Annotated in this window: 34 protein-coding genes; 23 read left to right on the top strand and 11 right to left on the bottom strand. The window is 58.1% G+C overall.

Annotated features, from left to right (window positions below; genetic code table 11):
- Positions 1 to 324: 324 nt before the first annotated feature.
- Together DESPIG_RS05380 and DESPIG_RS13705 are read left to right on the top strand one after the other, a co-directional pair.
- A complete protein-coding gene (locus tag DESPIG_RS05380) occupies positions 325 to 531 on the top strand; it encodes a hypothetical protein (RefSeq protein WP_040369310.1) in 207 nt (68 codons plus the stop codon).
- On the top strand, positions 506 to 1,297 hold the full coding sequence (locus DESPIG_RS13705; protein WP_006005942.1) for a hypothetical protein: 792 nt from the start codon (positions 506 to 508) through the stop codon (positions 1,295 to 1,297). The genes DESPIG_RS05380 and DESPIG_RS13705 overlap by 26 nt, the downstream gene beginning before the upstream one ends.
- 111 nt (positions 1,298 to 1,408) lie before the next feature.
- Here the strand turns inward: DESPIG_RS13705 and DESPIG_RS13700 are convergent, their stop codons facing one another.
- The 4 genes from DESPIG_RS13700 to DESPIG_RS12815 all read right to left on the bottom strand — a co-directional run bounded on the left by DESPIG_RS13700 (position 1,409) and on the right by DESPIG_RS12815 (position 5,092).
- Positions 1,409 to 1,981, bottom strand: coding sequence for an AP2 domain-containing protein (locus DESPIG_RS13700; RefSeq protein ID WP_147589112.1), 573 nt, complete (start codon positions 1,979 to 1,981; stop codon positions 1,409 to 1,411).
- Between the two features lie 215 nt (positions 1,982 to 2,196).
- On the bottom strand, positions 2,197 to 3,399 hold the full coding sequence (locus tag DESPIG_RS05370; RefSeq protein ID WP_040369309.1) for a hypothetical protein: 1,203 nt from the start codon (positions 3,397 to 3,399) through the stop codon (positions 2,197 to 2,199).
- A gap of 1 nt (position 3,400) precedes the next feature.
- Entirely contained in the window at positions 3,401 to 4,198 is a 798-nt protein-coding gene (locus DESPIG_RS05365) for a RecB family exonuclease (RefSeq protein ID WP_040369308.1), read from the bottom strand.
- Between the two features lie 249 nt (positions 4,199 to 4,447).
- Positions 4,448 to 5,092: a hypothetical protein gene (locus tag DESPIG_RS12815; RefSeq protein WP_050760272.1), complete on the bottom strand. Its 645-nt coding sequence runs from the start codon at positions 5,090 to 5,092 to the stop codon at positions 4,448 to 4,450.
- Positions 5,093 to 5,582: 490 nt separating this feature from the next.
- Here DESPIG_RS12815 and DESPIG_RS13695 point away from each other — a divergent pair, with 490 nt between their 5' ends.
- The gene (locus DESPIG_RS13695) at positions 5,583 to 5,786 is read left to right on the top strand and encodes a hypothetical protein (RefSeq protein WP_147589110.1); all 204 of its coding nucleotides are present in this window, start codon (positions 5,583 to 5,585) and stop codon (positions 5,784 to 5,786) included.
- Between the two features lie 873 nt (positions 5,787 to 6,659).
- Here DESPIG_RS13695 and DESPIG_RS05350 read toward each other — a convergent pair.
- Genes DESPIG_RS05350 through DESPIG_RS12810 form a run of 4 tightly spaced genes read right to left on the bottom strand, consistent with a single transcriptional unit; the run spans position 6,660 to position 9,550 of the window.
- Positions 6,660 to 7,202: a hypothetical protein gene (locus DESPIG_RS05350; protein ID WP_006005922.1), complete on the bottom strand. Its 543-nt coding sequence runs from the start codon at positions 7,200 to 7,202 to the stop codon at positions 6,660 to 6,662.
- Positions 7,203 to 7,244: 42 nt separating this feature from the next.
- Complete coding sequence (locus tag DESPIG_RS13200; protein ID WP_006005921.1) at positions 7,245 to 7,946, bottom strand: DNA-processing protein DprA; 702 nt, start codon at positions 7,944 to 7,946, stop codon at positions 7,245 to 7,247.
- On the bottom strand, positions 7,946 to 8,845 hold the full coding sequence (locus DESPIG_RS13690) for a hypothetical protein (RefSeq protein WP_006005920.1): 900 nt from the start codon (positions 8,843 to 8,845) through the stop codon (positions 7,946 to 7,948). The genes DESPIG_RS13200 and DESPIG_RS13690 overlap by 1 nt, the downstream gene beginning before the upstream one ends.
- Positions 8,846 to 8,866: 21 nt before the next feature.
- Complete coding sequence (locus DESPIG_RS12810; protein ID WP_006005919.1) at positions 8,867 to 9,550, bottom strand: S24 family peptidase; 684 nt, start codon at positions 9,548 to 9,550, stop codon at positions 8,867 to 8,869.
- A gap of 385 nt (positions 9,551 to 9,935) precedes the next feature.
- Here DESPIG_RS12810 and DESPIG_RS05340 point away from each other — a divergent pair, with 385 nt between their 5' ends.
- From DESPIG_RS05340 to DESPIG_RS05315, 6 genes are all read left to right on the top strand, one after another.
- Positions 9,936 to 10,151, top strand: coding sequence for a hypothetical protein (locus DESPIG_RS05340; RefSeq protein ID WP_006005914.1), 216 nt, complete (start codon positions 9,936 to 9,938; stop codon positions 10,149 to 10,151).
- 3 nt (positions 10,152 to 10,154) lie between these two features.
- Positions 10,155 to 10,457, top strand: a complete 303-nt coding sequence (locus DESPIG_RS05335; protein WP_006005912.1) for a DUF4258 domain-containing protein — start codon at positions 10,155 to 10,157, stop codon at positions 10,455 to 10,457.
- Positions 10,454 to 10,699, top strand: a complete 246-nt coding sequence (locus tag DESPIG_RS05330) for a hypothetical protein (RefSeq protein WP_006005910.1) — start codon at positions 10,454 to 10,456, stop codon at positions 10,697 to 10,699. Before DESPIG_RS05335 ends, DESPIG_RS05330 begins: the two co-directional genes overlap by 4 nt.
- Positions 10,700 to 10,701: 2 nt before the next feature.
- Positions 10,702 to 12,096 (top strand): hypothetical protein, encoded by a 1,395-nt coding sequence (locus DESPIG_RS12805; protein ID WP_050760271.1) that lies wholly within the window; start codon positions 10,702 to 10,704, stop codon positions 12,094 to 12,096.
- Complete coding sequence (locus DESPIG_RS05320; protein WP_006005906.1) at positions 12,044 to 12,427, top strand: hypothetical protein; 384 nt, start codon at positions 12,044 to 12,046, stop codon at positions 12,425 to 12,427. The genes DESPIG_RS12805 and DESPIG_RS05320 overlap by 53 nt, the downstream gene beginning before the upstream one ends.
- A gap of 69 nt (positions 12,428 to 12,496) precedes the next feature.
- Positions 12,497 to 12,733, top strand: coding sequence for a MerR family transcriptional regulator (locus DESPIG_RS05315; protein WP_006005904.1), 237 nt, complete (start codon positions 12,497 to 12,499; stop codon positions 12,731 to 12,733).
- An 11-nt stretch (positions 12,734 to 12,744) separates the two neighbouring features.
- On the opposite strand, the gene DESPIG_RS13685 is transcribed toward DESPIG_RS05315, so the two are convergent.
- Genes DESPIG_RS13685 through DESPIG_RS13675 form a run of 3 tightly spaced genes read right to left on the bottom strand, consistent with a single transcriptional unit; the run spans position 12,745 to position 14,155 of the window.
- Positions 12,745 to 13,131 (bottom strand): hypothetical protein, encoded by a 387-nt coding sequence (locus DESPIG_RS13685; RefSeq protein WP_147589108.1) that lies wholly within the window; start codon positions 13,129 to 13,131, stop codon positions 12,745 to 12,747.
- A gap of 11 nt (positions 13,132 to 13,142) precedes the next feature.
- Positions 13,143 to 13,730: a hypothetical protein gene (locus DESPIG_RS13680; RefSeq protein WP_006005902.1), complete on the bottom strand. Its 588-nt coding sequence runs from the start codon at positions 13,728 to 13,730 to the stop codon at positions 13,143 to 13,145.
- The gene (locus DESPIG_RS13675) at positions 13,727 to 14,155 is read right to left on the bottom strand and encodes a hypothetical protein (protein ID WP_006005900.1); all 429 of its coding nucleotides are present in this window, start codon (positions 14,153 to 14,155) and stop codon (positions 13,727 to 13,729) included. The genes DESPIG_RS13680 and DESPIG_RS13675 overlap by 4 nt, the downstream gene beginning before the upstream one ends.
- 131 nt (positions 14,156 to 14,286) lie before the next feature.
- On the opposite strand from DESPIG_RS13675, the gene DESPIG_RS05310 reads away from it, so the two are divergent.
- The 14 genes from DESPIG_RS05310 to DESPIG_RS14040 form a co-directional block, all read left to right on the top strand.
- A complete protein-coding gene (locus DESPIG_RS05310; protein ID WP_006005899.1) occupies positions 14,287 to 14,880 on the top strand; it encodes a glycoside hydrolase family 108 protein in 594 nt (197 codons plus the stop codon).
- A complete protein-coding gene (locus DESPIG_RS05305; RefSeq protein WP_006005898.1) occupies positions 14,880 to 15,173 on the top strand; it encodes a hypothetical protein in 294 nt (97 codons plus the stop codon). The genes DESPIG_RS05310 and DESPIG_RS05305 overlap by 1 nt, the downstream gene beginning before the upstream one ends.
- Before the next feature lie 8 nt (positions 15,174 to 15,181).
- Positions 15,182 to 15,439: a hypothetical protein gene (locus tag DESPIG_RS05300; RefSeq protein WP_006005896.1), complete on the top strand. Its 258-nt coding sequence runs from the start codon at positions 15,182 to 15,184 to the stop codon at positions 15,437 to 15,439.
- 3 nt (positions 15,440 to 15,442) lie between these two features.
- On the top strand, positions 15,443 to 15,904 hold the full coding sequence (locus DESPIG_RS05295; RefSeq protein WP_006005894.1) for a hypothetical protein: 462 nt from the start codon (positions 15,443 to 15,445) through the stop codon (positions 15,902 to 15,904).
- Positions 15,905 to 15,906: 2 nt separating this feature from the next.
- On the top strand, positions 15,907 to 16,299 hold the full coding sequence (locus DESPIG_RS12800; protein ID WP_050760270.1) for a hypothetical protein: 393 nt from the start codon (positions 15,907 to 15,909) through the stop codon (positions 16,297 to 16,299).
- Complete coding sequence (locus tag DESPIG_RS12795) at positions 16,296 to 17,270, top strand: terminase large subunit domain-containing protein (protein ID WP_050760269.1); 975 nt, start codon at positions 16,296 to 16,298, stop codon at positions 17,268 to 17,270. Before DESPIG_RS12800 ends, DESPIG_RS12795 begins: the two co-directional genes overlap by 4 nt.
- On the top strand, positions 17,254 to 17,778 hold the full coding sequence (locus DESPIG_RS05280) for a hypothetical protein (protein ID WP_040369307.1): 525 nt from the start codon (positions 17,254 to 17,256) through the stop codon (positions 17,776 to 17,778). Before DESPIG_RS12795 ends, DESPIG_RS05280 begins: the two co-directional genes overlap by 17 nt.
- A 9-nt stretch (positions 17,779 to 17,787) precedes the next feature.
- Entirely contained in the window at positions 17,788 to 18,033 is a 246-nt protein-coding gene (locus DESPIG_RS05275; RefSeq protein ID WP_006005887.1) for a hypothetical protein, read from the top strand.
- A 3-nt stretch (positions 18,034 to 18,036) separates the two neighbouring features.
- Positions 18,037 to 19,695 (top strand): portal protein, encoded by a 1,659-nt coding sequence (locus DESPIG_RS05270; protein ID WP_006005886.1) that lies wholly within the window; start codon positions 18,037 to 18,039, stop codon positions 19,693 to 19,695.
- The gene (locus DESPIG_RS05265) at positions 19,695 to 19,964 is read left to right on the top strand and encodes a hypothetical protein (protein WP_006005885.1); all 270 of its coding nucleotides are present in this window, start codon (positions 19,695 to 19,697) and stop codon (positions 19,962 to 19,964) included. Before DESPIG_RS05270 ends, DESPIG_RS05265 begins: the two co-directional genes overlap by 1 nt.
- Positions 19,965 to 19,976: 12 nt before the next feature.
- Positions 19,977 to 20,684, top strand: a complete 708-nt coding sequence (locus tag DESPIG_RS05260; RefSeq protein ID WP_006005884.1) for a hypothetical protein — start codon at positions 19,977 to 19,979, stop codon at positions 20,682 to 20,684.
- Between the two features lie 6 nt (positions 20,685 to 20,690).
- Positions 20,691 to 21,620, top strand: a complete 930-nt coding sequence (locus DESPIG_RS05255) for a major capsid protein (RefSeq protein ID WP_006005883.1) — start codon at positions 20,691 to 20,693, stop codon at positions 21,618 to 21,620.
- A gap of 12 nt (positions 21,621 to 21,632) precedes the next feature.
- Complete coding sequence (locus tag DESPIG_RS05250; protein WP_006005882.1) at positions 21,633 to 22,043, top strand: hypothetical protein; 411 nt, start codon at positions 21,633 to 21,635, stop codon at positions 22,041 to 22,043.
- A gap of 61 nt (positions 22,044 to 22,104) precedes the next feature.
- A partial coding sequence (locus DESPIG_RS14040; RefSeq protein ID WP_006005881.1) for a hypothetical protein occupies positions 22,105 to 22,686 on the top strand: 582 nt, incomplete at its 3' end.

Below are 22,686 nucleotides of genomic sequence, written 5' to 3'. Positions count from 1 at the left end.
TTACGATCTTCGTAATGGTTCTGAGGAAATGCCGGGCCTCAACTACGCCACACGGTGCGCTGCTCTTATTCCCCCGAAGGGTCTTGTATTGGGAGCTATCAGCCCGGCAAAATATGCAAGGAGACAACCGTTAAGCAGCGCTTAACAGCTGAAAAAAGAAAACCCAGCACAGAACGCCGGGCAGGACGCGCGTAGTTTTGAAACAGCGGCGCGGACACTGCCGTGTGTAGTAGTGCCTTCATGCTGCCCGAAAAGGCGGCCGGGTGTCAAGGGAGACATTGCATCGAAGTAAGTTCACAGATACCATGAGGAATGGAGGATACCATGAACATCCACGAGTTCAAAGAAAATATAAAAAAGATGGTAGCCTCTGGTGACATGTCCTCTGAGGAAGCAGAGCGGTTACTATCTGGCATAGTAGAAGATATCTCAAAAAGTAATCAGAATATTGAATCAATACAGCAAGATGTAAAACAAAAAATGCGCATGCGTGCGAGGAAAATCAATGGCACTCTTAAACTTCCTCTATAAAAATGAGAGTATTCTCAGCTCGTTAACGGCACAGATTTTCCACGGAAAAACAATTAAAATTGATACAGAGAAAAAATCTACAGATACAAGCAACTATGGCGTGAAAGTCGATTGTAAATTATTAGGTTGGAATACTGGCGCATCAAAAGGTGGAGAAGAAAGGTTCGTAGAAACAATCGATCCTCATGATGAAGCTATCCTCAATACGCTGACGCATTTACAACAGTATTGTGTGGATGAGAAAGAAATAGACGAGAATAAACTTGTTTTTTTATCTGGTAAAATTGTATTTATTCCTTTTGAACAACGTCGATTTATTATTGACATTGGCTTTGAACAAATAAAACATAGTAACCCCACAAATCTCCCTAAAAATCAACGTGAAAAATTTTTTGAACTCTCAAAGAATGCCTGTCTTGGTTCTCAAGATGAATCAACTTTTTATTTTAAAAGTAAAGGAGGCAAAGTCTATTGGGGATCACTTGAAAGAAGGGCTCTAGCTAGCTTCGTTAACTCACTACAAATATCATATGGCATAAATCCTATTCCTGTGCTACTGTTTGCAAAATGCGCAGGTAAGTATAATACAGATATTAATATTGCTGATGATTTGATTCTAACTCAAAGAATGCAAAATATGGCTAGTCTTGCTAATAAAATTGTTTGCGGTAATTTAGATATAGATTATACTTTAATTCCTCTCGCAATTATGCAACCGATTGATGCTGAACCTCTTAATCAGGATGTGGAAGCTCCTGGGGAATAGCCTACAAACAGGCCGCTGCCCCGCACGGTGCGAAGGCAACGGCCTGTTTTCGTTGGTGATGCTCACTTGCTGGTAAGTTGCCGCAGCTCTTCCCGCGTCAGCACGCGTACGTTAGCTATCCTCAAAGGGAATCTTTTTGAGCAGCCGGCGTTTTCCATCCTGGCCCACGATGTAAACAATTTCTTTGTATTTCGGCTTTCGAAAACGTCTGTTTTGAGCTTGCTCTTTTGGGGTGGCCCATTTGCAATTTTCGGGGGAATAGCCTTTATCGTTGTTGATCCTTTCAATGGACAACCCCTCAGCATATCCGTGGGCGTCAGCCCATTCCTTGAATGCCGCGAAACTTTTGGCCCAATCATCACAGATCGTAATGCCTCTTGCTCCATAATTTTTATATGCTGGGCTGTTAGGATTGAGGCAGCGAGCTTTCATGGTTGCCCATACATTATACAGCTTTGTCCCTTTGCCGCCGTGCTTTCTTTGGGCATTGGCGGCTCTCTCTTTCTGGAGACAGCCACAGCTTTGTGTGTTTCCACTGCTCAGACTTTCGGCAAAGATATCCTTTTCATTACCGCAATCACATCTGCAACGGTAGACGACATGTCTTCCTTTGTTCTCAGCTCTTCCGATGACGGTAAGACGGCCTATTTTTTTGCCTGTCAAATCAACTCTCAACTTTGCCATACGACATCCTCCTCGCGGCCCGTCGGGCGGCATCGGTACGCCTGTGTTTTTCCTTCTGGCAGCCAGGGCAGAACCTGTACCTGGGCGATGGGGCCATGAACGATCTTCCGCACCGGCGGCAGGTGATGACATTGAAGGTGGGCAGCATATGTCCTCCTCATGGCCGGGTACGAGGCCCCCGGCGGGGCGCTTGGGGGAGGATGGATGGCTGAGAATCACGCATCAGCAGCCGGGGCGGCCTCCCAATGGGGGCAGCCTGTGCGGTGCTTGCAGTCGTAGCAGTCGTCTTCCGTAATCTGGGCGCCGTTGTGGGGGCAGGTGAACGTCTGGTACGGAGGGACGAAGCCCTGCACCTGTTCCGGTTCCGGCGCTGTGTCGGCGCTTCCGGCCTGCGTGGAGTCAGGGGCAGGGGATTCCTTGGGCTGCGGTGCTTCCGGCTGTTCCTGCTGTACGGCAGATGCCCTGGCGACGGCTTCCTTGATGATGCGCTTGCAGTCGGTCTTGCTCCAGGCTTCGGGCTGTCTGCTACCGGCCAGGAAGCAGGCGGCCTCCAGTGTGAGGCCCGCGTCCTCCCAGGTCGCAAGGGCCTCATGGCGCAAGTCCTCAAGCTCCTGCTGCGCCTTCCTTCTGGCCTCTGCCTTGTCCTGTGCGCTGGTGTCGGGTGTGGCATCTTCCTGCCCCCTGTCGGCAGGAGAGGCGCTTTCCCTGATCGTTTCGACGGACGTGGAAGGCGTGGCCTCCTCTACAGGCTTTGCCCAGCTGCCGTCCTCCTGCGGGATCAGCTCGATGGTGTCCCGCAGCTCATCTTCCGTCTTGAGGCCCATGGCAATCTCCGGCGCATGGGCACGGACGAACCAGGACACGGCCCGGTAGCGGAGCATAAGATCTGGCATGGACTGCCATTTGCTGCTGTTCTTGAACCAGCCTTCATGTTTGGCCAGCCCGATGGTGATGAGCGGGCCTTCCTCGATCTCGCCGGTGGTCAGTTCCTTGGCCACGGCCCGGCAGCCCCAGTCGTCATTTCCCTGTGTCCCCTGGAACTTGTAGCGGATGGTCGAGAAGCGCCCGGAATTGTTGAGCGTGGCCAGCAGGAACTGGGCCGTCCACGCGGGGCGTCCATGCACAACATAAATGTTTTGCATGACAGCCAAGGGGTTGGCCTTCATGCGCATGGCCATGTCCAGGGCCACGACGCAGCAGCCGATGGCTTCTTCAATGCTGGAGCAGCCTCTCCGTTTGCCCTTTTCGTCGGTGTAGGGAGCGCGGAACGTATCGGGCACGAAGGGGACCGTGACGAACATGCGGGCCATGCGCTGGAGGTTTTCAAAGCCGGAGATGGTCTCCAGGCTGATGGGTATATCGCCGGTGGCCATAACGGGCTTGCGTTGCAGGGTATTGAGGGTGGTTGCCAAGCTCATGTCATCTCCTCCACCGGCATCCATGGAACACCGGGCAATATTTTTCGGTACAGGTCTGGGATTTGGGATTGCCGTAAAAGTCACCGCTGCGGATCATGCGGGCGGCCATCTGGAGCAGGCCGGGCTGTTCTTCCGTACCCACCAGCAGCTCACGGGCGCCGGTGATGATGCCCACGGCGGCGCGGCGGCCCTTGTCCGTCTTGGCCACCTGCAGGCCGATGATCTCGGCAGGGGCGGCGATGGGTTGGCCGATGGCGGCGCCGGCCAGCAGTTCGTACACACCGATCTGGGCGGCGTGCCCCGCCGTGCGGACCGTGCCGTCCGCCGCGACCGCCGTCTTGCCGGTCTTGATGTCGGCAATGCCCAGGTCGCCCAGAGCATTGGTGGTGATGCGGTCCGTGGTGCCGGTAAGGGCCAGGCCCAGGTCGGTGATCTCCAGCCGCTCGCATGTGGCCTCCACGGCGACGTAGTTCTTGGCCGGGGCGATATTGCGGCAGTACAGTCCGTGCAGGGCCAGGGCGATGCGCTCCGCTTCCCGGGGGCTGTCTTCGCCCCAGTCCACGTCTTCCTTGGGATGGTGGATGGCGTCCACCACCTCGCCGGCGGCATCATCGGGCGTGATGGGGCTGCCCAGGATGCGCTGGACGTCGAAGACGGCGGCCCCGGCGTGGACCGCCGTCCCCAGCTGGGCGGCGGCACTGCGCGGCAGGCGCCGTCCGCAAAGGTGCTTTGCCTCCCAGCGGGCCGGGCAGTCGAACAACTCAGGCAGGCTGGATGCCCGGATGGCTGTCATCTCCATTGTCGTCCTCCACACTGTCTTCTTCCACGAGCGCGTACAGGCGCTCTTCCTCATCCTAGATCTCTTCCCAGCAGCGTTCGCCACGGGGCTTGCGGCAGCGCTCTATCCACGGTTCGAACCAGGGGCAGCTATTGTAGCACATGGATATTCACCTTCTTGATGCAGAAAGCCCCCGCATACGGAGCGTTGCGAGGGCTTGTTTCAGATATTTTGCTTTTCCGACGTAAACGAAGCACAGGCGACGGGACATCATCGTTGCCCCTTGCGGTACGCTGTGGCCACAAGGCTGTAGCCTGTGAACAGTTCACGGGGCCACTCCTGGCCGCTTTCAAAGCGGGCCATGGCGTGCAGCAATTCCGGCAGTCGTGCCAGGACGTCAAATTGTTTGTCCGGCTGGATGCCAAGCCGCTTGGAAAGGAACGCAGCGTACTCTGCCCTGTTGCCGGTGCAGAAGCGGCTCAGGATGCCGTCCAACGTGTCCAGACCGTGGCGCGTGTAGTAATTGAGCAGGACATTGGCCCCGGCCCGAATGCCGTGTTCCGGCGTATCGAAGACAGCGTGCCCATGCTTGTCCACGGCTATCTGCCCGAACCACGGTCTCCCCTTTACGGTCTTGACGTTGAGGGGATTGTTGTTGCGGATGGCGAGCGTCTTTACGGCAGCTACCGCCATTTCGCCGCCGCTGTCAGTGCCCTGATCTTCGTCCTGTTCCTCATCCCGTGCGGCCATGGCCTCCTGGAGCCGGGCAGCCAGGGCGCTGGAGCGGGCCTGTTCGGCATGATAGGCCTCTTTCAATTCGCGGTACTCGTGACTCCCGACCGCCCCGCCAATGGTGGCAATGGCGGCCAGGCAGGCGAAGAAGTAGGCCTGCTTTCGGGTGGTGCTGTCTGGCATATCGGACTCCTTGAAAAAATGACGCCCGGCGGGAAGGTAGGCCACCGGGCGTTTGCCGCTGTCGTTCGGGGGAATGACGACGGAATGAAGCGCCGCCCCGTTACGCTCTGCTGTCGATGCCCGTAACTTCCTTCGTCGTAACGGGCACGGCCCGGCGGGCCGCCTTTCGGTCGCGCTTGGCCCGGCTATCAGCGGCTTTTGCCGGGCTCTCCACGGGGAGCGGGAGCGGAGGGAAAAAGAAAGGCCGCCTCCCCGATGGAAGCGGCCCGCAGCATTGAAAGACAGGGGAAGTCTGGCCTGCTGCTCCAGGTGAGCCCGCGAGGTTCGCGGGCCCTGTGGAGCAACAAGGGCCGCCAGCACCATGCTGACGGCCCCCGGCAGGGGAAGCACAGCAAGGAAGGTTACCTGCCGGAAATTTGACTAAAAGTCTGTGTCAGAGGATTTGCTTCCTTAGCTGGGGATCAAACAACTCCTTACCGTTGGAGGCCGAATGTCCTACTCTCACACCCATCTTTGTGCTGCTTTGGAGATCCTTGCCGCCTACCTTAGTGTCGTCGTTGAGCAGGGGCAAAAGAACCGTCCGCTGACGCAGGACGAGTACACAGATGCCTGGCACCGTGGTGTGCATGAATTGCGGGTCTCACTTGCTGTTGCCAGCCGCGCGAGTGGAAAGCGGGGACCTGTGAAGCAGTAGCCTGAGTGGGGTCAAAAGGCCGTGGCCCCGATGGCCACGGCCCGGCCACGACGACGTAAAAACAGCCTGGTGCAGCACAGACACGTCGCGGCCCCAGTCCCGGCGACGACAGGGTAGGGTAACTGTCGCTGCCGGTCAGGGGAGAGGAAAGAAAAGCCCGGCCTCATGAACTGTATTTTCAAGCGGTTACAGGTTGAGCGTCCTCTGACTGAAGACGAGATTCGACATGCCAATGAGGAGGCAGAGGCTTTGGTGATGGATGAGTACGACTCGCTTCATAAGCACGTCTTTGAGAAAGAGCAGCCTTAGCCACACGCGCACGGCGTGTTGATTCGCTTTCCTGCATTTCCTGGCCGTTACCGAGGGATTGCGGATTCAATGACATGGCATGTCCTTTTCTTGAAGTAGAACTTGAGGATTTCCGGTTCCATTCCCGTCCCCGGTCATCCGGGGGCGGTGTGAAGTCAGAAAGCGTCTTGGTTTCACGGGCTGCTCGCAACTGGCGTCCACCCGTGCGGCGCTCTCGTCGCCACCGCCCGCCGCCTTTCGGCCTGCCGTGTCGCACACGGCCATTCTTGCGGGGGCCCCTTCTCCCGGGCCAACCTCGTTTCCCCTTCCCTGCCGTCGCGTGCTTTCCCGCTCCCAAAGGCTTGCGGCTTGCCGAGCTCGGTACTTGTGGGGAACGTCCACCGGGGGAGGCTTGTGGTACTCTGGGCCGTAGCCCGTGTTCCCGGCCTTTCCCGGTGTGCGTGAGGTTATAATATTTCGATTGAAAACATATGGCAAGGAAAAAATATTTTCAAAAGAAATTAATGGGCGCAAAAAAATCCCGCCCGGTAAGGGGCGGGATGGGGAAATCAAGAAAATTGAAATTTATGGTTCTTGTGGCGCTATAGTTGGCTGCTGCTCAAGGAGGCTATAGGCATCAAACAATCCAAGACCAAAACAGACAAACGATATCAGTACCAGGATGATCGAGATTACCCTGCCAATGGCAGAGTAACGGACAGTCCAGTAGGGAGGATCTGCCTCTAGTTGGAGACGTACCACCGTAGAAAGTTCCCTCCGGTCACCTCTGGTTTGGGCAATTGTCTCTGGGGGGACCGGCGTAATTTTCATAACACCTCCCATGAGTGCAGGGCGCCATGTTTCAAAGAGCAACCATTGTGTAAGGTAGGTCATCCCTGTAGCCAGGACAGCCAAAAAAGCACCTCCACCAAACCATAACGCAGCGGAATACCACCATACCTGTTTGGAATAGATGATGGCGACAGCAGCAGTGCCATTCAAAATAGTAGCACCTCGCAGGGACATCTTTGAAAATTCAATCATCCCCTTATTGCTATCCAAGGCAGCTTGGACGCGTCCTTCATGCTGCTGAAGAGTGTAATCTTTTTTCAGTTCATCGAAATCCATGGCATCACATTTTTTAGCTAAAAAAATCTTTCCAGCACATAATCAAAGCAGGGAAAGCTGTTCTTGAAGTACTTCCCCTCGGAGGCATGTCAATACAGCCCCCAAACTTGCCCTATTTGTCTTGATAGATTTTTTAAGAGAACGTCCGCCTTTTTGAAGAAGAACCCGGTTACCTACTGCATAGTCGTTCTCTCCATAGTCAACAACGAATAAGGGGCATTGAGCTTTTAAGGATGCCAATCCTGCAGCAAGCGTCCCCCCTTTCTCGCCAGCTTCTATAACGATCATGGCACGTGAAAGAGCAACGATGACGTGATTCCTCCCCATAGCCCTATACACGGTCCAGCGCATTTCCGGGTCAAAGGGGCTGATGACCAAAATTCGATTCCAATCCCAGAACTCAGCTATTTCTTTTTTGATTCTGAAATGGTCAATTCCTTCAGGAAGCACGATAACTGTGGTTCCGCCAGCTGCCAACGCGGCGGTATGTGCAGTCATATCGACGCCAGCGGCATAGCCTGAAATAACGGGATAGCCAGATTGGGCAATTTGCACGGCACAATCTTCAGCTACAGAAATTCCTGCAGGAGAAACTTTGCGAGATCCACAAAATCCAGCACCCGGGATATTAAGTAATTTTAGATTCCCCATGCAGTATATTTTCTGAGCTTTTCCATTTTTCAGGAAAATTTCCCGCACTGAAATTGGCGGCAATGGGGATATCGTTTTCCGTAGAGTTGGCATCACTCACTTCCTGGTGTTCTCTGTATATTATCTTTGTCATTGAGTGATTTTACTATATACAGTCCACAAATTTTTCCGCAGTTCGCTTCCTGCAATTTCATTCCTACGAAATTTACTGAAATTCCAGACTGATATAGGTCGTCAATCAAAATCACGTCCTTGCCTTCTAAATCTTTTGTACAGGAAAGGCCAGCTGCCTCCCATGCGGCCCATTTATCATCCCGAGATAATGTTTTTCCCTGCGCTTTTTCACCTGTATATTGAAAAGTTGATGTAATATCCTCAATCATTAATTTTTTTGAAATTTCTGTCGCGAGCAGTGCAGGCAAATCGAGCCCTTTTTTCCCAGGCCTGGGAGGGACGGCGGATATATATTTACAGTCTTTATAAAAAGGGAGGGATTGAATCGTCCGGACAAATTCATTGGCTGTCCATGTTAATGTTTTTTTATATGCTTCACCGCTTATTCTGGCATATTTCAGATAATAAAAAGCCGTTGCTGGTCTTTGTTTTGTCTTGTCTTCATATAAATCAAGAGCAATTGATGAAAATAAATTGTCTTTGAGAAAAACGCGTAAGTTTTGCTGTTGCTCCCAAGCTTCAACTTTTCTAATAGCTGTCTTGTCAGGCAGGTAATGCCAAAAATTCTTATGACGTGTTGAATATATTAGTTTATTTTGGGTCATAGTTTCATAGATGGGGACTATTGTCTCTCCAAAAGAAACAGAAAATGTCGGCCTTTCCTTATTTTTCTGGATGCCTGAAAATTTATTGAATATTTTTCTATGAGACGTTTCTTCAGTATCTCTGATGCTGAAGAAACTATCCTTCGATATGTTGTGTTGTTCATAATATCTATGAGGATCAATAATATCTTCTTCGTCACCGAGGTAGATCATATTTACTCCATATTCGAGAAATTACAGCGCCTGCCAGACCCAGACCACACGGCCCAAGATGATGTCGGCATATTCCGTGATGGACAGACGGCGGTCTGGGTACTTTTCCTTGTCGGGATTATCGGAGCGGATGATGTATTCCCCGCTGGCGGCATCCACGATGACGCGCTTGATGGAGAGCCCTTCATACGGCAGGCGGACGGCGTAGACTTCCCCGGAAACGAAGTCGAAGTTCCGGCGGATGACGCCCACGACGCCCCCGCTTTTGATGGTCCAGGCCATGCTGTCCCCTTTGACCAGCAGGGCGGAATCGCACTGCATGGCATATTCCAGGGGGACTCGGATGGTTGCCAGAGGATCGTTTTCTTCCAGATCGAAGGCCGGGCCCGCGCCTGCCAAGGCATAGACATGGATGGCCACGCTGCCGTCCGCGTCGGCCCTTTCCACAGGGGCATTGGGCGCCGGGCGGCGTATGGTGGCCTCTTGCTGTTCCAGTGTGGGGAGCTTGAGCCCAAGCGCGTTCAGGATCTTCCACGCGGAATCGAATGTCATGGTCTCCCGACGTTTTGGATCCCCGTCCGGTTTCATGAATGAAGAGAGATTGCCCTGGTTGACATTGGCCATTTGGGCAAGGTCCCTGTAGGTCTCGAACTTCTTGCCCTTCAATCCGGCGATGATGCTTCGCAAATAGTTTCCGCTTTCCATATATCCTTCCTGCCAGAAAATATTTCATTTGTCATATTTTCAAAATAAAATATCATTGCCTATTATTTTCTTACGAAATAAAATATTTTCATGAAGACTATCCCCCTTACTCTTGACGCATTTCGCCGTGACCTGAAGCTGGCCATGGAACGGACAGGCTATGTCCAGCAGGACATCACGCGGGAATTTGGCGTGTCCCAAGGAACCATCAGCAATCTGCTTTCTGGAAGACGGGGGATTTCCGGGACGTCGCTGCTGAAGCTCTGGCCTTTCGTCTATCCCCCGGAATCCCCTTGTCCTCCTCTTCGACCTGACCCCGCCGCGGGCCCGTCGCCATCCGCCAAGGCGGCCCTGTGAGCGCTTTGCTGTGGCCGGGAGGGAACACATGCCCCGCAGCGAATCCTTTTCCCTGCGGCTGCCACAGCCGCTGTACGACCGCCTGTTCGACGTGATCGCCGCCACCGGTAACGAGGTGACGCGCTCCGGTGTCATCGTGAAGGCGCTGGAGACGTATCTAGCCATCCTCGAATGCAACCCCGGCATGCTGGAAGGATACGACAGCGGGCGGGACAGGTCTGCAACACAAAAGGACGAGACGTAATACATGACGGATACCTGTACGACACGAGCCATCCGCTGTTTTTCCGGCCATGCCGTGCGGCGGTGCCTGGAGAGGGGCATCACGGCGCTGCATGTGGAACAGGCCCTGGAGCAGGGCGTGCTGGTGGCGGAAGGGGAGGGCACGGGCACCTGGGCCCGGGGCCGCCTGCGGGTGGTGGTGAGCCGTGACGGCATGGTCATCACGGCATGGCGCACGCCGCGCCGCAACCCCAAGCGGCGCATCCAGAAATCACAGAGCCGGAAGCGGCGGGAGAAGCGCCGTTTCCATGTACGGGAGGCACGATGAAGAAGGAACTGCCCATGAGGGCCCAGAGGGCCATCACGGTGACCATGCCGTACCAGCGCGCCTACGCGGCGCCGCTGCCCCGGCACAGATGGCAGATCATCCTGCCGGGTACGGGAGAGGTGCTGGTGCTGACTGAGGATGAATTTTCGGAAACGTGGGTACTGGAGTCCGAATGCCCGCCGGCGGTGCGCAAGCTGTTCGACGGCTTCGAGAGCTACGCCAGATGGCGCTGGGGGAAGTGAGGATGAACTCCGATTTTCGCGTATCCGTCGATTTTTTCGCCCATCACAAGACCAAGAAGCTCAGGAGGCGCTTGGGCTACGAGGGCGTCGTGGCGCTGCTCCAGCTTTGGGCCTATGCGGCGCGGGTGCGTCCTGACGGCGATCTGTCCGGCATGGAAGATGAGGACATCGAGCTGGCCGTGGACTGGTGCGGTGAGGAAGGCACGCTCGTGCCCACGCTGAAGAGCGTCGGCTTTCTGGACGAAGACGAAGGCGGGCTGCGCCTGCATGACTGGCAGGAGAACAACGCCTGGGCCGCGGCCGGTGAGTCGCGCTCCGATGCCTCCCGCCTGTCGCGCATGGCGAAGGTCTTCCCTGACGAATACCAGGCGCTGGTCGGCGCCGGTATCCGGGGCGTCAGCAAGCGGGACTACGAAGCCTTGCGGACATCCAACGACCGTTGGGCCGTCATCGACGGGATGATCAGGGGGTGCCGACGGGCCGGTGGCGACGCTCAGGGCGCGGACAACGACCAGACAACGGTCGTCAACGAGGCTCGAACGGTCGTCGAACGACCGTTAACGACCGTTGAACGACCGTTCGACGATGATTTGAGCCCTGCCCCTGCTCCTGCTCCAGCCCCTATGGCTTATAATAATACACACCCCTTACCCCTCGCGAGCGAGGGGGAGGTGGGTGTGCGGGCGGGGGCACGCCCACCGGACAGCCCGGCCCCGTCATCCGGCTCCCGGAAGGACGGGACGAACCCGCGAGCGGCACGGACGAACCCCAGGGCCAGAGGGACGAACCCGCGGGCCGGCGGGGATGCCTCCTGCGCCGATGGGGAGACCGGCAGCAAGGCCATGCCTGACTGCGGGCAGGACACAACGGCATCCGCGGGACCCGTGCCTGAGGGCCGGGGACGCAGCCCATGCTCTGACGGCCCTGCGAAGACCGACGCCCCCAGCAAAGGGCACCCGGAATGGCAGGCGTTCCTCTCCTGCTGGGAGCTCTGGCCCGTGAAGCAGGGGCAGGAAGAGGCCTGGCGCGAATGGATGCGCCTGCACGGCAACGGGACGCTGGCGCCCAGCTATGCCATCCGGGAGGCCATCGCCCGCCTGCTGGCCGAAGACAGCCGCTGGGCCCGGGGCATGGTGCCCAGGATGGCCCGCTGGCTGCACGGCAAGGGCTGGCATGACGAGCCCTTCGTACAGCCGGGGCAGGGTACCAGTGGCGTCATCGTGGACGTGGGCCGGGAGCCGCGGGCCCCGACGGAGTTCCAGCAGCGGCAGCAGGACAGCCGCAAGCTGGCACGAGCCCTGCTCGAAGCACGGGAAGCAGAACGGACACAGACGGGAGGACACCATGGACATGCGGATCGACAGGCTCTGGCTGATCATGCGCCTTGCAGAATGTGAGGCGGTTTACCGGACAGGGCGCTCACAGGAAGAGCTGGCCCTGCTGGCCGACATCTGGGCCCAGGACCTGGAAGGGCAGGACAGGGAGGCCGTGGGCCGGGCCTTCGTGCTGCACCGGCAGGAATCCGGCCGTTTCCCCTGCCCGGCGGACATCCTGCGCCTGCTGCCCCGTTGCCGCCATGCCGAGAGACGGCAAGACGCGGCGGCCCTGCCGGTGGAGACAGTGGCCGTGGGGCCCCGCTCGCACCGCGACATGGCCCGCCTGTTGTTGCAGGCCCTGCGCGGAGACAGCGAGGCCCGGAACGAGATGCAGCGTCTGCGGGTGCAGTAGGGGCAGGGATGGACAAGACAGAAGGCTTTCAACGACGCCAACTGGGCGGAAGATAAGGACAGGAGAAGTATGGCTGATACGCAGCAGACAATCCCGCAGGTCTCAGGCCAGTGGGGGGTGGCCTATGTGCCGTGCATCCTACGTACCATGGCGGAGATCTGCGAAGCCATGGGCGTGGGACAGAAGACCGTGAAAAAATGGGTAGCGCAGGGCGCGCCCATCGCCGTGGAGGGCGACGGGCGCCGGAAACGCTACAGCGCGGAGATGGCTACGCTCCAGGGGTGGAGAGGAAAAAAGTGCAGATGATGTTTAAGAAACTAGCTCGCATTCAAGCTAGAGAGGCTTTCAGGAAGAAAAGACTCTTTCATAAATTCTTTACAAATTAGATTGAGGGTTTTTTCTTTGATGAGTTGGTAAAGGAACTCTTTATTGTTATCAACATAACTATTTACGCAATCTTTATCAATCTTAGTCTGAGATGAGAACATAGCATTCTGTTTAATACGACACTGAAAAGCTTTGCTATCTTCATCTCCAATATATATTTCTGTTTCTATCAAAAAAGTTTTGTTATCAATATCTTTAGGAATGCCACAATTGAATGTTATCCTTACGGTTGTGTTTATTTTTTCTTTTATGTCTTGTTTGTTTATGCAAAGTTTTATAAATGGATATGTTATCCGCTCAAGCTTGTAGTCTGTCATAGTAGTTTTCCTTATAGGGAAAGTTGTGTGGAAAAAGATTTTTCCCAATTCATCTGCACATGAATACTATTAGAGTATTCAAATGTATCATGCTCTTTATGCTGTTTAAGGATTCGCTCAAAAGATTTAAATATGTCAAAATCATTAGAAATGTAATTTTGTTTATAATTTGAAATACTGAATGATTTATAAAAAGTAATCTTTTGTTTATAGTCTGAAAGAATGAATGATTTATAGTTTGATTCGATTAATTTTGTGAGAGCATTATAGGCATTTTCTGCGGGGGAATAAAGGCTACTATCGTCATAAGGGATTTCATCTTCACTTAATTCGTAGCTATAGGAGTCTAATCTACCTTTTTCTCTTTCAATTTCATAACTTCCCAAGGCTCTTTGATACAGTACTTTCAAAGAGAGCTTTCCTTGCAGATATTCTAAGAGGCTTGTGTGACAGTTTGAACAGTTTAGAACCTTCCATATGACATTGCCATCCTCATCCCCTATTTGATAATATATAGAACATGTTGATAGCATGAATCCTATAAACATTTCTCCATCGTACTGGAGTACGGGAATACATTCACTTATGTTTTTCATCATGCATCATCTCCTGGGAGAGAAAAAAGCTCGCTGAAAATAACGTTGCTATAGGGATGCCATGTAACATGTACAGGAGTTGGTTTTTTCTCAATAGGGCCATCTTTGAATTGATTGATTATTCCTTGTGCATAATATGGGAAACGCCTTTTTAAATGTGCTGAAAATATAAAATGTTTAAATTCACATTTATCAAGAAAAATAGATAGTCCACAGTAACTACATGGATCATTTTTTATTTTTTGTCTGTTATCTGCCGAATTGGCAAGCTGTGGCGTAAAATTACCAATACATATATCTTTTGTACGTAGTGCCCGATAAACAACTAAATCTTCGTCATAGGCAGTAAGCTGTTTTCTTGAGCATATTTTTTCAGAAAGAGTAGATTCATACTGACATTGCTGCAAGAATAAAAATTTTTTTTCCATGACTCTTGGGGATAAAAATTTTTATGTCAACTAGGCCCTGATACGACTTTAAATCTCTCCTAGATTATCCCTAGTTTTTCTAGCTGTAAACCCCATGCTACGCTTCCGGCAAAACCCCGGAGGCGTTTTTTATGTCCGACAACTTCCACCGCGTCCATGCCTTCACCGCCCATTGGGAGGGCGGCTTTTCCGACCATCCCGCCGACACCGGTGGCCTGACGGCCTACGGGGCCTCGCTCAAGTTCGTGCAGGGCATCGCCGCGACCCAGCAGGGCCGCGACTGGTTGCAGCGCATCGGCTTCCGTCTGCCCGTCAACAAGGCCTCCATGCGTTCCGTGACGCCGGACATGGCCGAGGCCATGTTCAAGCGCGAGTTCTGGGACCGGCTGCGTCTGGACGACATGCCGTTCCGGCCCGCCTGCGCCCTGTACGACGCCGCCGTCAACAGTGGCTGTGCCCAGTCCGTCAAGCTGGCCCAGCGCGGCTACAACGCCTGTGTGGGCCCCTACGGCGTAAAAATCGAGGTGGACGGCATCCTGGGGCCCCGGACGCGGGCCTCGCTGGCCTGTGACACGGACGCCCTGATCCGGGCCGTCATCCAGGCGCGCCGCGCTTTCTACGAGGGGCTGGCCCGCGACAAACCTTCGCAGGCCGTTTTTCTGGAGGGCTGGCTCAACCGGGCCGATGCCCTGGAAAAGTTCCTGCTGGCGCAGAGGAGGGCGTGATGGGCTGGCTTTCCGCATTGCTGGGACTGGGCGGCAAGGCCCTGGAGAAGATCCTGCCCGACCGTGCCCGGATCCAGCAACAGCAGATGGAGATCAACGCCGAGACGGAACGCACCAGCGGCGGACGCATGACGCCGCGCAAGCTGCTCATGTACCTGCTGGCCGTGGCTGCGGGCTGGGAACTGCTGCTGCGGCCCGTCATCGCCACCTACTGGCCCGACGTGCTGCTGCCGCCCAGCATGGGCAAGGAACTGTGGCTGGCCGTATCGGCCATGTTCGGCATGGGCTTTTAGGAGGGGGCATGGACAACGGGCATTTCATCACCGTCCTGCTGGGCGTGATCTTCGGCCTGTGGGTACTGCTGTTGGGAGTGGGCAGCTACTGCCTCAAGCGCATCAGCGACAAGCTGGACGACCTGGTGGTGCATCGTGAGGGATGCATCATGGCCTTTGCCGACCGTGACGGGAACTCCCGCGACCACCGGGAGTTCTTTCGCCGTACCGATGACCATGAGCGCCGTCTGACCCGTCTGGAAGCGGAGCGGGAAAGGAAGGGGTAGGGGATGGCTGTCCGTTACGACTGGGAGACCATCCGGGCCGAATTCGAGGCCGGGGCGACCATGGGGGCGCTTTCCCGCAGGCATGGCGTCAACAAAGCCGCCATCAGCCGGCGGGCCCGGAAGGAAGGATGGACGGCCGACCTGACCGATGTGGTGAACCGCAGGGCCGAGGCCAAGGTCAACGGGACGGTCAACGCCGTTGACCCGCAAAAAAAGGCCGCGGCGGTAGAGGCTGCCGCAGCGAGGAAGGCCGCCGTCATCAGCGAGCAGCGGGAGGCGTGGGGCGGGTTCAAGAACGAAGTGCGCGCGGCTCTGGACGTCAACGACTTCGACCGCCTCAAGTGCCTGAAGATCGCATCGGAAGCATTGCGTAATGCCCAGGAATGCGAGCGCAAGGCCTGGGGCATCCAGGACAAGGCAGAGACCGAGGTCTCCGGCGGCCTCAGCATCACATGGGAGAAATAGTCATGCGTGTCACCATCCCCTACAAGCCCCGTTACCCTGGCGTCCATGAAGCCCTGGAGGAACACCGGTTTTCCGTCCTTGTAGCGCACCGGCGTTTCGGCAAGACCGTGCTGGTCATCAACCATCTGCTCAAGCAGGCGCTGCTCTGTGACAAGCCGCGGGGCTCCTTCGCGTATGTGGGGCCGTTGCGTAACCAGGCCAAGAACGTGGCCTGGGATTACCTCAAGCATTATTCGGCCGTCATCCCCGGCCGTCAGGTCAATGAGTCGGAGCTGTGCATACAGGTGCCGTCCCGGGCCGGGACGGCCAAGATCCGCGTTTTCGGTGCGGACAATCCGACGCCCTGCGCGGCCTGTATTTCGACTGTGTGGTCATGGACGAGGTGGCGCAGATGAAGCCCGAGGTCTGGGGCGAGGTGGTGCAGCCCGCTCTTGCCGACCGCAGGGGCAGCGCCGTGTTCATCGGTACGCCCAAGGGCGCGAACCTGTTTGCCGAACTCTATCAGCGCGGCATGGCGGCCCAGGCCCAGGGAGACGCTGCCTGGTGTGCGCTCTCCTATCCTGTCACGTCCACGGATGTCTTGCCGGCCGAGGACGTGGAGCGCCTGCGCCGGGAGCTTTCCGACAATGCTTTCCGTCAGGAGATGCTCTGCGATTTCACGGCCAGCTCCGACGACATCCTCATCCCGTTGCCCGACGTGCTGGAGGCCGAGGCCCGGCAGCTGGCGTGGGACGATGTGGGCGGCATGCCCGTCATCCTGGGCGTGGACGTGGCCCGCTTCGGGGCCGACAGCAGCGTCATCGTCAGACGGCAGGGGCTCAAGGTCGACGGGCCGGTGGTCATGCGCGGGCTGGACAACATGCAGCTGGCCGACAGGGTGGCCGCCGCCATCATGGAGAACCGCCCCCACGCCGTGTTCATCGACGCCGGGCAGGGGCAGGGCGTCATCGACCGCCTGCGCCAGCTGGGGCATGAAGTCATCGAGGTGCCTTTCGGCGGCAAACCGTTGCAGGAAGGTCGCTTTGCCAACCGGCGTTCCGAGATGTGGTACGGCCTGCGCCAGTGGCTCAAGTCCGGCGGCAAGCTGCCGGATGAAGGGGACGACGTGCCCCGCCTGCGGGCGGAGCTCTCGGCCCCCCTGTACTGGTACGACGCCGCGGGCCGCATGGTGCTGGAGCCCAAGGACAAGATCAAGGAGCGCCTGGGGGCTTCGCCGGACATCGCCGACGCCCTGGCCCTGACCTTTGCCGCGCCCGTGGCCCTGCCGGAGCCTGGGCAGGAGATGTTCCTGCCGGAACAGGCCCGTGATGCCCACGGCTTTTTGTTCAGCTGGGATGGAGGAGAGGACGATGCTCGCCCCTGGTAGTCAGCATGCCTACCGCTTCATCCAGGCGGATACGCCGGAGTTGCGGCGTCTGCCCTGGGCCAGGATGCAGGACGAGGGGCTGGCCCATGCCGTGCTCTGGGACCGGGTCGAACCCACGGTGCTGGACTGGCTGGACACGGTCTCGCCGCGTACCACCCTGATGGGCCTTGCCTTCGATGATGTCCGGGAAGGGCGGCTGGCAGGGGCCCTGTGGGTGGTGCCCGCCGGCCTGAGCGGTACGGTGCATTTCGTCATCTTTCGGGACTGGCAGCGTGACAGTCTCCGTCTGGGGCGCGAGGCCGTGGCCTGGATATTCCGCACCTGGCCCCTGCGTTCCCTGCTGGCCGCCTATCCCGCTTCGTACCGGCATCTGCACGGCTTCATGGCGGGACTTGGGTTCACGCTCTGGCCGCAGCGCCTGCGCGGCGGCTGCCACATGCCCGGTCCGGGCGCTCCGGCACGTTGCCGGGACATGGCCTTTGCCAGCCTGGACCGCAACGATCTTTAAGGAGGGGATATGGGGAGCGTCGTTTCGTCGATCTTTGGCGGCGGGCAGTCTTCGGGGCCGTCGGTCATCACCTATGAGGCGGAAGAGGCACCGCGCGAGGCCGAACAGGAAGCGGAAAGCCAGTCCATCCGTGACGAGGAGCAGCGCAAGCTCCGCCGCCGGCAGCAGATGGGCGGCACGGTACTGACTTCGCCCCTGGGGACTTCGGGCGGTGTCGCCAGCACCGGCTCCAGCCTGCTGGGGCGCATGGGGTAGACCATGGCAGCCCCGACGCTGAAGGAGCTCAAACAGCTGGTGGCCCACCTGGAAGGGCTGCGCAGCAAACGGCTGGCCCAGCAATGGGAGATCGGCAAGCTCATCCTGCCGTCGCGCGGCCTGTTCCAGGGCGAAGAGACGGAATGTCTGCGGGACGCCAACCTGCTCAACCCGGCGGCCCAGCGCGCCCTGGGCAAAGCCGCTGCGGGCATGACGCAGGCCATCACACCGGCGTCCTCGCCGTGGTTCCGGCACCAGTTCCTGGACAGGGCCGACAGGGAAGTCACCGGCGGCAACGAATATGTGGACGTGGTGGATGCCCGCATCCGTGCCGTGCTGGCCGCGGGCGGCTTCTACAGTGCCATCCATGCCTTCAACCGCGAACTGCTGGGTTTTGGCTGCGCGCTGCTTTCCTGCGATGCCTCGGCCCGTACCGTGGCCCGTTTCGCCTGCCAAACCTGTGGCACCTATGCCGTGGCCTTGGACGAAGACCGCACGCTGTCCTGCGTGGTGCGGCGCTTGCGCATGACGCCGGTGGAAATGTCCCGGCGCTTCGGCAGGGACAGGCTGTGCGAGGCCACGCGGCAAAAGCTGGAGAGCCAGCCCTATGCCCCCATCGAGGTGGTGCAGGTGGTGCGCAAGCGTGAGGAACGCGACCCGGAGCGCGGGGACAACCGCAATATGCCCTTTGCCTCCTTCTGGTACGAGGACCAGGGCGGCACGGAACTACTGCGGGAAAGCGGTTTCCGCTCCATGCCGTTCTTCTTCTCCACCTGGGAGGATGCCCGCGGTGTCTACGGTACCGGCCCTGGTGACGATGCGCTGGCCGACCAGAAGGGCATCGAGGCCTGGGAGAAGCGCAAGGCCGTGGGCATCGAGATGATGATCCAGCCGCCCCTGCTGGCGCCGGGCACGCTCAAGCGCCATGTGCGCGCCATGCCGGGCAGTGTCATCTCCGATACGGCCTACGGCCAGTCCAATGCCCTGCGCCCGCTCTATGAAGTGAATTTCGGCCCCGCCGTGGGGGCCGTGCAGCAGGAGATCGAACAGATCTCCATGCGGCTCGAAGACGTGATGAAGGCAAATATCTTCGCCAACATGAGCCTTGAGACACGTCCGGCGGGCATGACCATGACCGAATACATGGACAGGCGCCGCCGTGCTGCCGAGCTCATGGGCCCGACGGTCTCCAGCTATGAGCCGCGTGTCCTGACGCTCTGCATCGAGCGCGTCTACCAGCTGCTGGACGAAGAGGGGCTGTTGCCCCCGCCCCCGCAGGGGCTCAGCCCGTGGGCCACGCTGAACGTCTCGTACCAGTCGCCCATGGCCCAGATGCTGGAACAGGCGGCCGCGGTCTCCATCGGCCAGTTCATGGACCAGGTGGGGCCGTGGGCCCAGAGCCAGCCCACCATCCTGGACAAGCTGGATCTTGACCAGATGGTGGACGAACTGGCCCAACGTCTGGGTGTACCTGCCAGCATCATACGCAGTGACGAGCAGGTGGCCGCCATCCGCCAGCAGCGCGAGCAGGCGGCAGCCGCCCAGCAGCAGGCAGCCATGGAAGTCCAGATGATGGAAAGCATGGCCAAGATGGGGAACGTCAAGACCGAGGGCACCGTGGCCGGCAAGGTCATGGGCAGCCCGCAGGAGGACAACGCTTGATGTCTCAGCTCATGACCCAAGAAGAGGAGCGGGCCGAACAGGCCCGGCTGGACGAAGCAGAGCGCCTGGACTGGTTCGAGATGATGCAGTCCCCGGCAGCGGAACGCATCTGGCTCCAGCTGCTGCAGGAGCTGGGGGCAGGCCGCCTGATGGTCACGGAAAACGACATGAGGATGCGGAACATAGCCGACCAGATCCTCAACCGCATGGCCCAGGCCGTACCTGACATCTACATCCGCATCGTGTGCAAACTTCAAGGCATCCAATAGGAGGAATATTTCATGTCCAACGATATCGAGACCTCTACTGTCACCGATCCCGGTACCCCGCCTGCGGGCGACCCCGCGGAAACCACGCTCCAGGGTGGGACACCTCAAGGCGGTGAAGGGACGCCGGCCGGTGACGGCACCACGCCTCCTGCCGACTGGCGTGCAGGTCTGCCCGAAGGCTGGGGCGAAAAACTCAAGGACGTGGGAAGCGCGGAAGAGGCCCTCAAGGCCCTGGAACGCGGCCTTGCCTACCGCCCGGCGGAAAAGGTCGAGGACATCGCCCTGAAATATCCCGACAGCTTCAAGGGGCAGATCGACCAGGGCGTGGAAAACGGTTTCCGCCAGTTCTGCGTGGACAACGGCATCACTCAGGACCAGGCACAAAAGCTGCTGGACTGGCAGCTGGGGGCCAACAAGGAAATCACGGACAAGATCATCGCTGACGGCGTGAAGGAACTGCGCAGCGAGTGGGGCAGCCGCTTTGACGAGAACAAGGCGACGGCCCTGAAGGCGTTCACGGCCCTGGACAAACGCATGGACGGCCGCCTGGCCACGTCCATCGAAGGTCGTGACATGGCCAATAACCCCGTGTTCGTGCGGGCCTTCCATGAGATCGGCAAGCTGCTGTCCGAAGATGTCCTGTCCGGCGGCAGCGGTACCGCTCCCTCCGATGCCCGGGAGAGCGCGGTCGATACCTACAAGGGCATGTTCAAGGAGTAGTGACACATGGCTGTTGCACAGACGCTCAAAGAGATCGCCCTTGAGAAGGCGAAGAAGCGCCCGGAACTGGTGGACTACCTGACCGAGGAAGCCCCCATCCTGGCCCTGCTGAAATGGATCCCGGCCACCCACGGCCTGTGGAACGTGGAAGAAGTGCTGGACGAGATCACCGGCGCCAGCTTCACCGATCTGGGCGCGCCGCTGCCCACTATGCAGGCCGAGACCCAGCTGCGCCAGACCTACGTCAGCCTGATGGGCGGCGAGATCGAGGTCAGCAAGGACAAGGCCGCGCAGTTCGGCGGTGCCAAGCAGTATTTTGCCCGTCGCGAGAATGCGTTCTACCGGCAGGCGGGCATGGACACCGAGCTGGCCATCTGGCGCGACTACTGGCGCAAGGCGGCCCTCAAGGACAGGCTGTTCACCTCCTGCAAGGGGACGGGCAGCACGCTTTCCTCCATCCTCGTGGTGCGTTTCGACCAGGAGATCAATGTGGGCATCTATGACCCCACGCAGTTCAACTCCGGCCGTCTGCTCGATCCCACGCCCATCAACGGCGGCAATCTGTACCACCTGCGCTCCCAGCCCGGTGTGACCGGCTACGGCGTGGAGTATCGCGGTCGCTTCGGCTGGCAGCTGCTCAAGCCGTCCAAGGCCGTCCATGCCCTGGTGAATATCAACATCAACGGCGAGACGCCCAAACTGCCCACGCTGGCCCAGATCGAGGACGCCATCGCCAAGATCCACGGCTCGGCCCAGAATACCATGATCTTCGGCCATCACCGCGTGGTGCAGCGCGTGTTCGGCGCCATCAAGCAGGCCGACATCATGTACGTCAATGGCGACAAGGACCTCCAGACCATCGTGGGCGCCATCAACGGCGTCAAGGTCGTGGGCTCCTACAACCTGCCCGACAGCAACGAAACGGCCGTGGCCTAAGGAGGAGGGAACATGTCTTTTTCCTACGGTTCCGAGAATCGCTGGTACGACCAGTTCTTCGAGAAGGGCAAAGCCATCAATGCCGCCGAATTCGTCTGCGCCAACGCCCTTGTCGTGGGCGAACATCATGGCGCCCTTGCCGTCACCGTCATGGCGGCCGGTGCGGTGAAAGTGGCAGCGGACAAGACCTTCAAGCTGACCCTGCAAGGCAGTGATACGGAAGACGGGCCGTTTGCCGACATCCCCGGTGCGCCCGAAGTGACCATCACCGGCACTACCAGTACGGGCACGTCCTTTGCCGACGGTGACATCCTCTGCAAGCTCGTGCTGCCGGACACCAAGCGCTACGTCAAGATCAAGGTCACGTCCGACACCACCAGCAGCGGCACGGTGGACGTCGTCCTTTCCTATCTGGCCCGCTAGCCGGGCCCTTTCGTGATGCGGTGGGGCCGTCCTGCCGCATCACGCCCTTTGTGGAGGCACTATGATACCAGTCCAGAAAGTCCTTGTCCGCTACACCGTCACGGCCGGTGTGCTGGAATACGCCGTGCCCTTTGCCCTGTACGGCACGGGAGACGTGAACGTCTCCTGGGCCGCTGCCGGGGATAAGGAGACGCAGACCACGCTTGCGCCGGGTTCCGATTACAGCGTGACGGTCTTCCGGGACATGACGGGCGGCAAGGTGACGCTGGCAGACGGGAAAGTGCCTGCCGGTGCCACGCTGGCCATCGAGTCTGCCGTGCCCCTGACGCAGGAACTCGACCTTTCCAATACGGCCACTGTGGACACCGAAGCCACGGAAGGCCAGCTGGACCGCATGGTGCAGATGATCCAGCAACTGGGCGACGGCCTTTCGCGGGCGGTCAAGGTCAACGCTACGGACAGCAGCACACCGGAAGAACTTTTGGCCTCCCTCTACAGGGCCCGGGACATCGCCCGGGACGCGGCGGAGGCTGCCACTGACAGCGAGCAGGCCGCGGAGGGGAGCGAGCAGGCAGCAGCCACCAGTGCTTCGCGGGCAGCCGCCAGCGAACAGGCCGCGGCAGGGCACGAGCAGGCCGCACGG

Origin of the sequence: Desulfovibrio piger ATCC 29098 (genome assembly GCF_000156375.1) — a bacterium.
Classification (GTDB): domain Bacteria; phylum Desulfobacterota; class Desulfovibrionia; order Desulfovibrionales; family Desulfovibrionaceae; genus Desulfovibrio; species Desulfovibrio piger.
Note: the sequence above shows the minus strand (reverse complement) of the source record. Positions and strands in the feature narration are given on the sequence as shown.

What these genes read in the sequence shown, in the direction of transcription:
- DESPIG_RS05380 (WP_040369310.1), top strand. Translation starts at nt 325, where the DNA reads ATGAACATCCACGAGTTCAAAGAAAATATAAAAAAGATGGTAGCCTCT.
- DESPIG_RS13705 (WP_006005942.1), top strand. Translation starts at nt 506, where the DNA reads ATGGCACTCTTAAACTTCCTCTATAAAAATGAGAGTATTCTCAGCTCG.
- DESPIG_RS13700 (WP_147589112.1), bottom strand. Translation starts at nt 1,981, where the DNA reads ATGGCAAAGTTGAGAGTTGATTTGACAGGCAAAAAAATAGGCCGTCTT.
- DESPIG_RS05370 (WP_040369309.1), bottom strand. Translation starts at nt 3,399, where the DNA reads ATGAGCTTGGCAACCACCCTCAATACCCTGCAACGCAAGCCCGTTATG.
- DESPIG_RS05365 (WP_040369308.1), bottom strand. Translation starts at nt 4,198, where the DNA reads ATGGAGATGACAGCCATCCGGGCATCCAGCCTGCCTGAGTTGTTCGAC.
- DESPIG_RS12815 (WP_050760272.1), bottom strand. Translation starts at nt 5,092, where the DNA reads ATGCCAGACAGCACCACCCGAAAGCAGGCCTACTTCTTCGCCTGCCTG.
- DESPIG_RS13695 (WP_147589110.1), top strand. Translation starts at nt 5,583, where the DNA reads ATGTCCTACTCTCACACCCATCTTTGTGCTGCTTTGGAGATCCTTGCC.
- DESPIG_RS05350 (WP_006005922.1), bottom strand. Translation starts at nt 7,202, where the DNA reads ATGGATTTCGATGAACTGAAAAAAGATTACACTCTTCAGCAGCATGAA.
- DESPIG_RS13200 (WP_006005921.1), bottom strand. Translation starts at nt 7,946, where the DNA reads ATGCCAACTCTACGGAAAACGATATCCCCATTGCCGCCAATTTCAGTG.
- DESPIG_RS13690 (WP_006005920.1), bottom strand. Translation starts at nt 8,845, where the DNA reads ATGATCTACCTCGGTGACGAAGAAGATATTATTGATCCTCATAGATAT.
- DESPIG_RS12810 (WP_006005919.1), bottom strand. Translation starts at nt 9,550, where the DNA reads ATGGAAAGCGGAAACTATTTGCGAAGCATCATCGCCGGATTGAAGGGC.
- DESPIG_RS05340 (WP_006005914.1), top strand. Translation starts at nt 9,936, where the DNA reads ATGCCCCGCAGCGAATCCTTTTCCCTGCGGCTGCCACAGCCGCTGTAC.
- DESPIG_RS05335 (WP_006005912.1), top strand. Translation starts at nt 10,155, where the DNA reads ATGACGGATACCTGTACGACACGAGCCATCCGCTGTTTTTCCGGCCAT.
- DESPIG_RS05330 (WP_006005910.1), top strand. Translation starts at nt 10,454, where the DNA reads ATGAAGAAGGAACTGCCCATGAGGGCCCAGAGGGCCATCACGGTGACC.
- DESPIG_RS12805 (WP_050760271.1), top strand. Translation starts at nt 10,702, where the DNA reads ATGAACTCCGATTTTCGCGTATCCGTCGATTTTTTCGCCCATCACAAG.
- DESPIG_RS05320 (WP_006005906.1), top strand. Translation starts at nt 12,044, where the DNA reads ATGGACATGCGGATCGACAGGCTCTGGCTGATCATGCGCCTTGCAGAA.
- DESPIG_RS05315 (WP_006005904.1), top strand. Translation starts at nt 12,497, where the DNA reads ATGGCTGATACGCAGCAGACAATCCCGCAGGTCTCAGGCCAGTGGGGG.
- DESPIG_RS13685 (WP_147589108.1), bottom strand. Translation starts at nt 13,131, where the DNA reads ATGACAGACTACAAGCTTGAGCGGATAACATATCCATTTATAAAACTT.
- DESPIG_RS13680 (WP_006005902.1), bottom strand. Translation starts at nt 13,730, where the DNA reads ATGATGAAAAACATAAGTGAATGTATTCCCGTACTCCAGTACGATGGA.
- DESPIG_RS13675 (WP_006005900.1), bottom strand. Translation starts at nt 14,155, where the DNA reads ATGGAAAAAAAATTTTTATTCTTGCAGCAATGTCAGTATGAATCTACT.
- DESPIG_RS05310 (WP_006005899.1), top strand. Translation starts at nt 14,287, where the DNA reads ATGTCCGACAACTTCCACCGCGTCCATGCCTTCACCGCCCATTGGGAG.
- DESPIG_RS05305 (WP_006005898.1), top strand. Translation starts at nt 14,880, where the DNA reads ATGGGCTGGCTTTCCGCATTGCTGGGACTGGGCGGCAAGGCCCTGGAG.
- DESPIG_RS05300 (WP_006005896.1), top strand. Translation starts at nt 15,182, where the DNA reads ATGGACAACGGGCATTTCATCACCGTCCTGCTGGGCGTGATCTTCGGC.
- DESPIG_RS05295 (WP_006005894.1), top strand. Translation starts at nt 15,443, where the DNA reads ATGGCTGTCCGTTACGACTGGGAGACCATCCGGGCCGAATTCGAGGCC.
- DESPIG_RS12800 (WP_050760270.1), top strand. Translation starts at nt 15,907, where the DNA reads ATGCGTGTCACCATCCCCTACAAGCCCCGTTACCCTGGCGTCCATGAA.
- DESPIG_RS12795 (WP_050760269.1), top strand. Translation starts at nt 16,296, where the DNA reads ATGAAGCCCGAGGTCTGGGGCGAGGTGGTGCAGCCCGCTCTTGCCGAC.
- DESPIG_RS05280 (WP_040369307.1), top strand. Translation starts at nt 17,254, where the DNA reads ATGCTCGCCCCTGGTAGTCAGCATGCCTACCGCTTCATCCAGGCGGAT.
- DESPIG_RS05275 (WP_006005887.1), top strand. Translation starts at nt 17,788, where the DNA reads ATGGGGAGCGTCGTTTCGTCGATCTTTGGCGGCGGGCAGTCTTCGGGG.
- DESPIG_RS05270 (WP_006005886.1), top strand. Translation starts at nt 18,037, where the DNA reads ATGGCAGCCCCGACGCTGAAGGAGCTCAAACAGCTGGTGGCCCACCTG.
- DESPIG_RS05265 (WP_006005885.1), top strand. Translation starts at nt 19,695, where the DNA reads ATGTCTCAGCTCATGACCCAAGAAGAGGAGCGGGCCGAACAGGCCCGG.
- DESPIG_RS05260 (WP_006005884.1), top strand. Translation starts at nt 19,977, where the DNA reads ATGTCCAACGATATCGAGACCTCTACTGTCACCGATCCCGGTACCCCG.
- DESPIG_RS05255 (WP_006005883.1), top strand. Translation starts at nt 20,691, where the DNA reads ATGGCTGTTGCACAGACGCTCAAAGAGATCGCCCTTGAGAAGGCGAAG.
- DESPIG_RS05250 (WP_006005882.1), top strand. Translation starts at nt 21,633, where the DNA reads ATGTCTTTTTCCTACGGTTCCGAGAATCGCTGGTACGACCAGTTCTTC.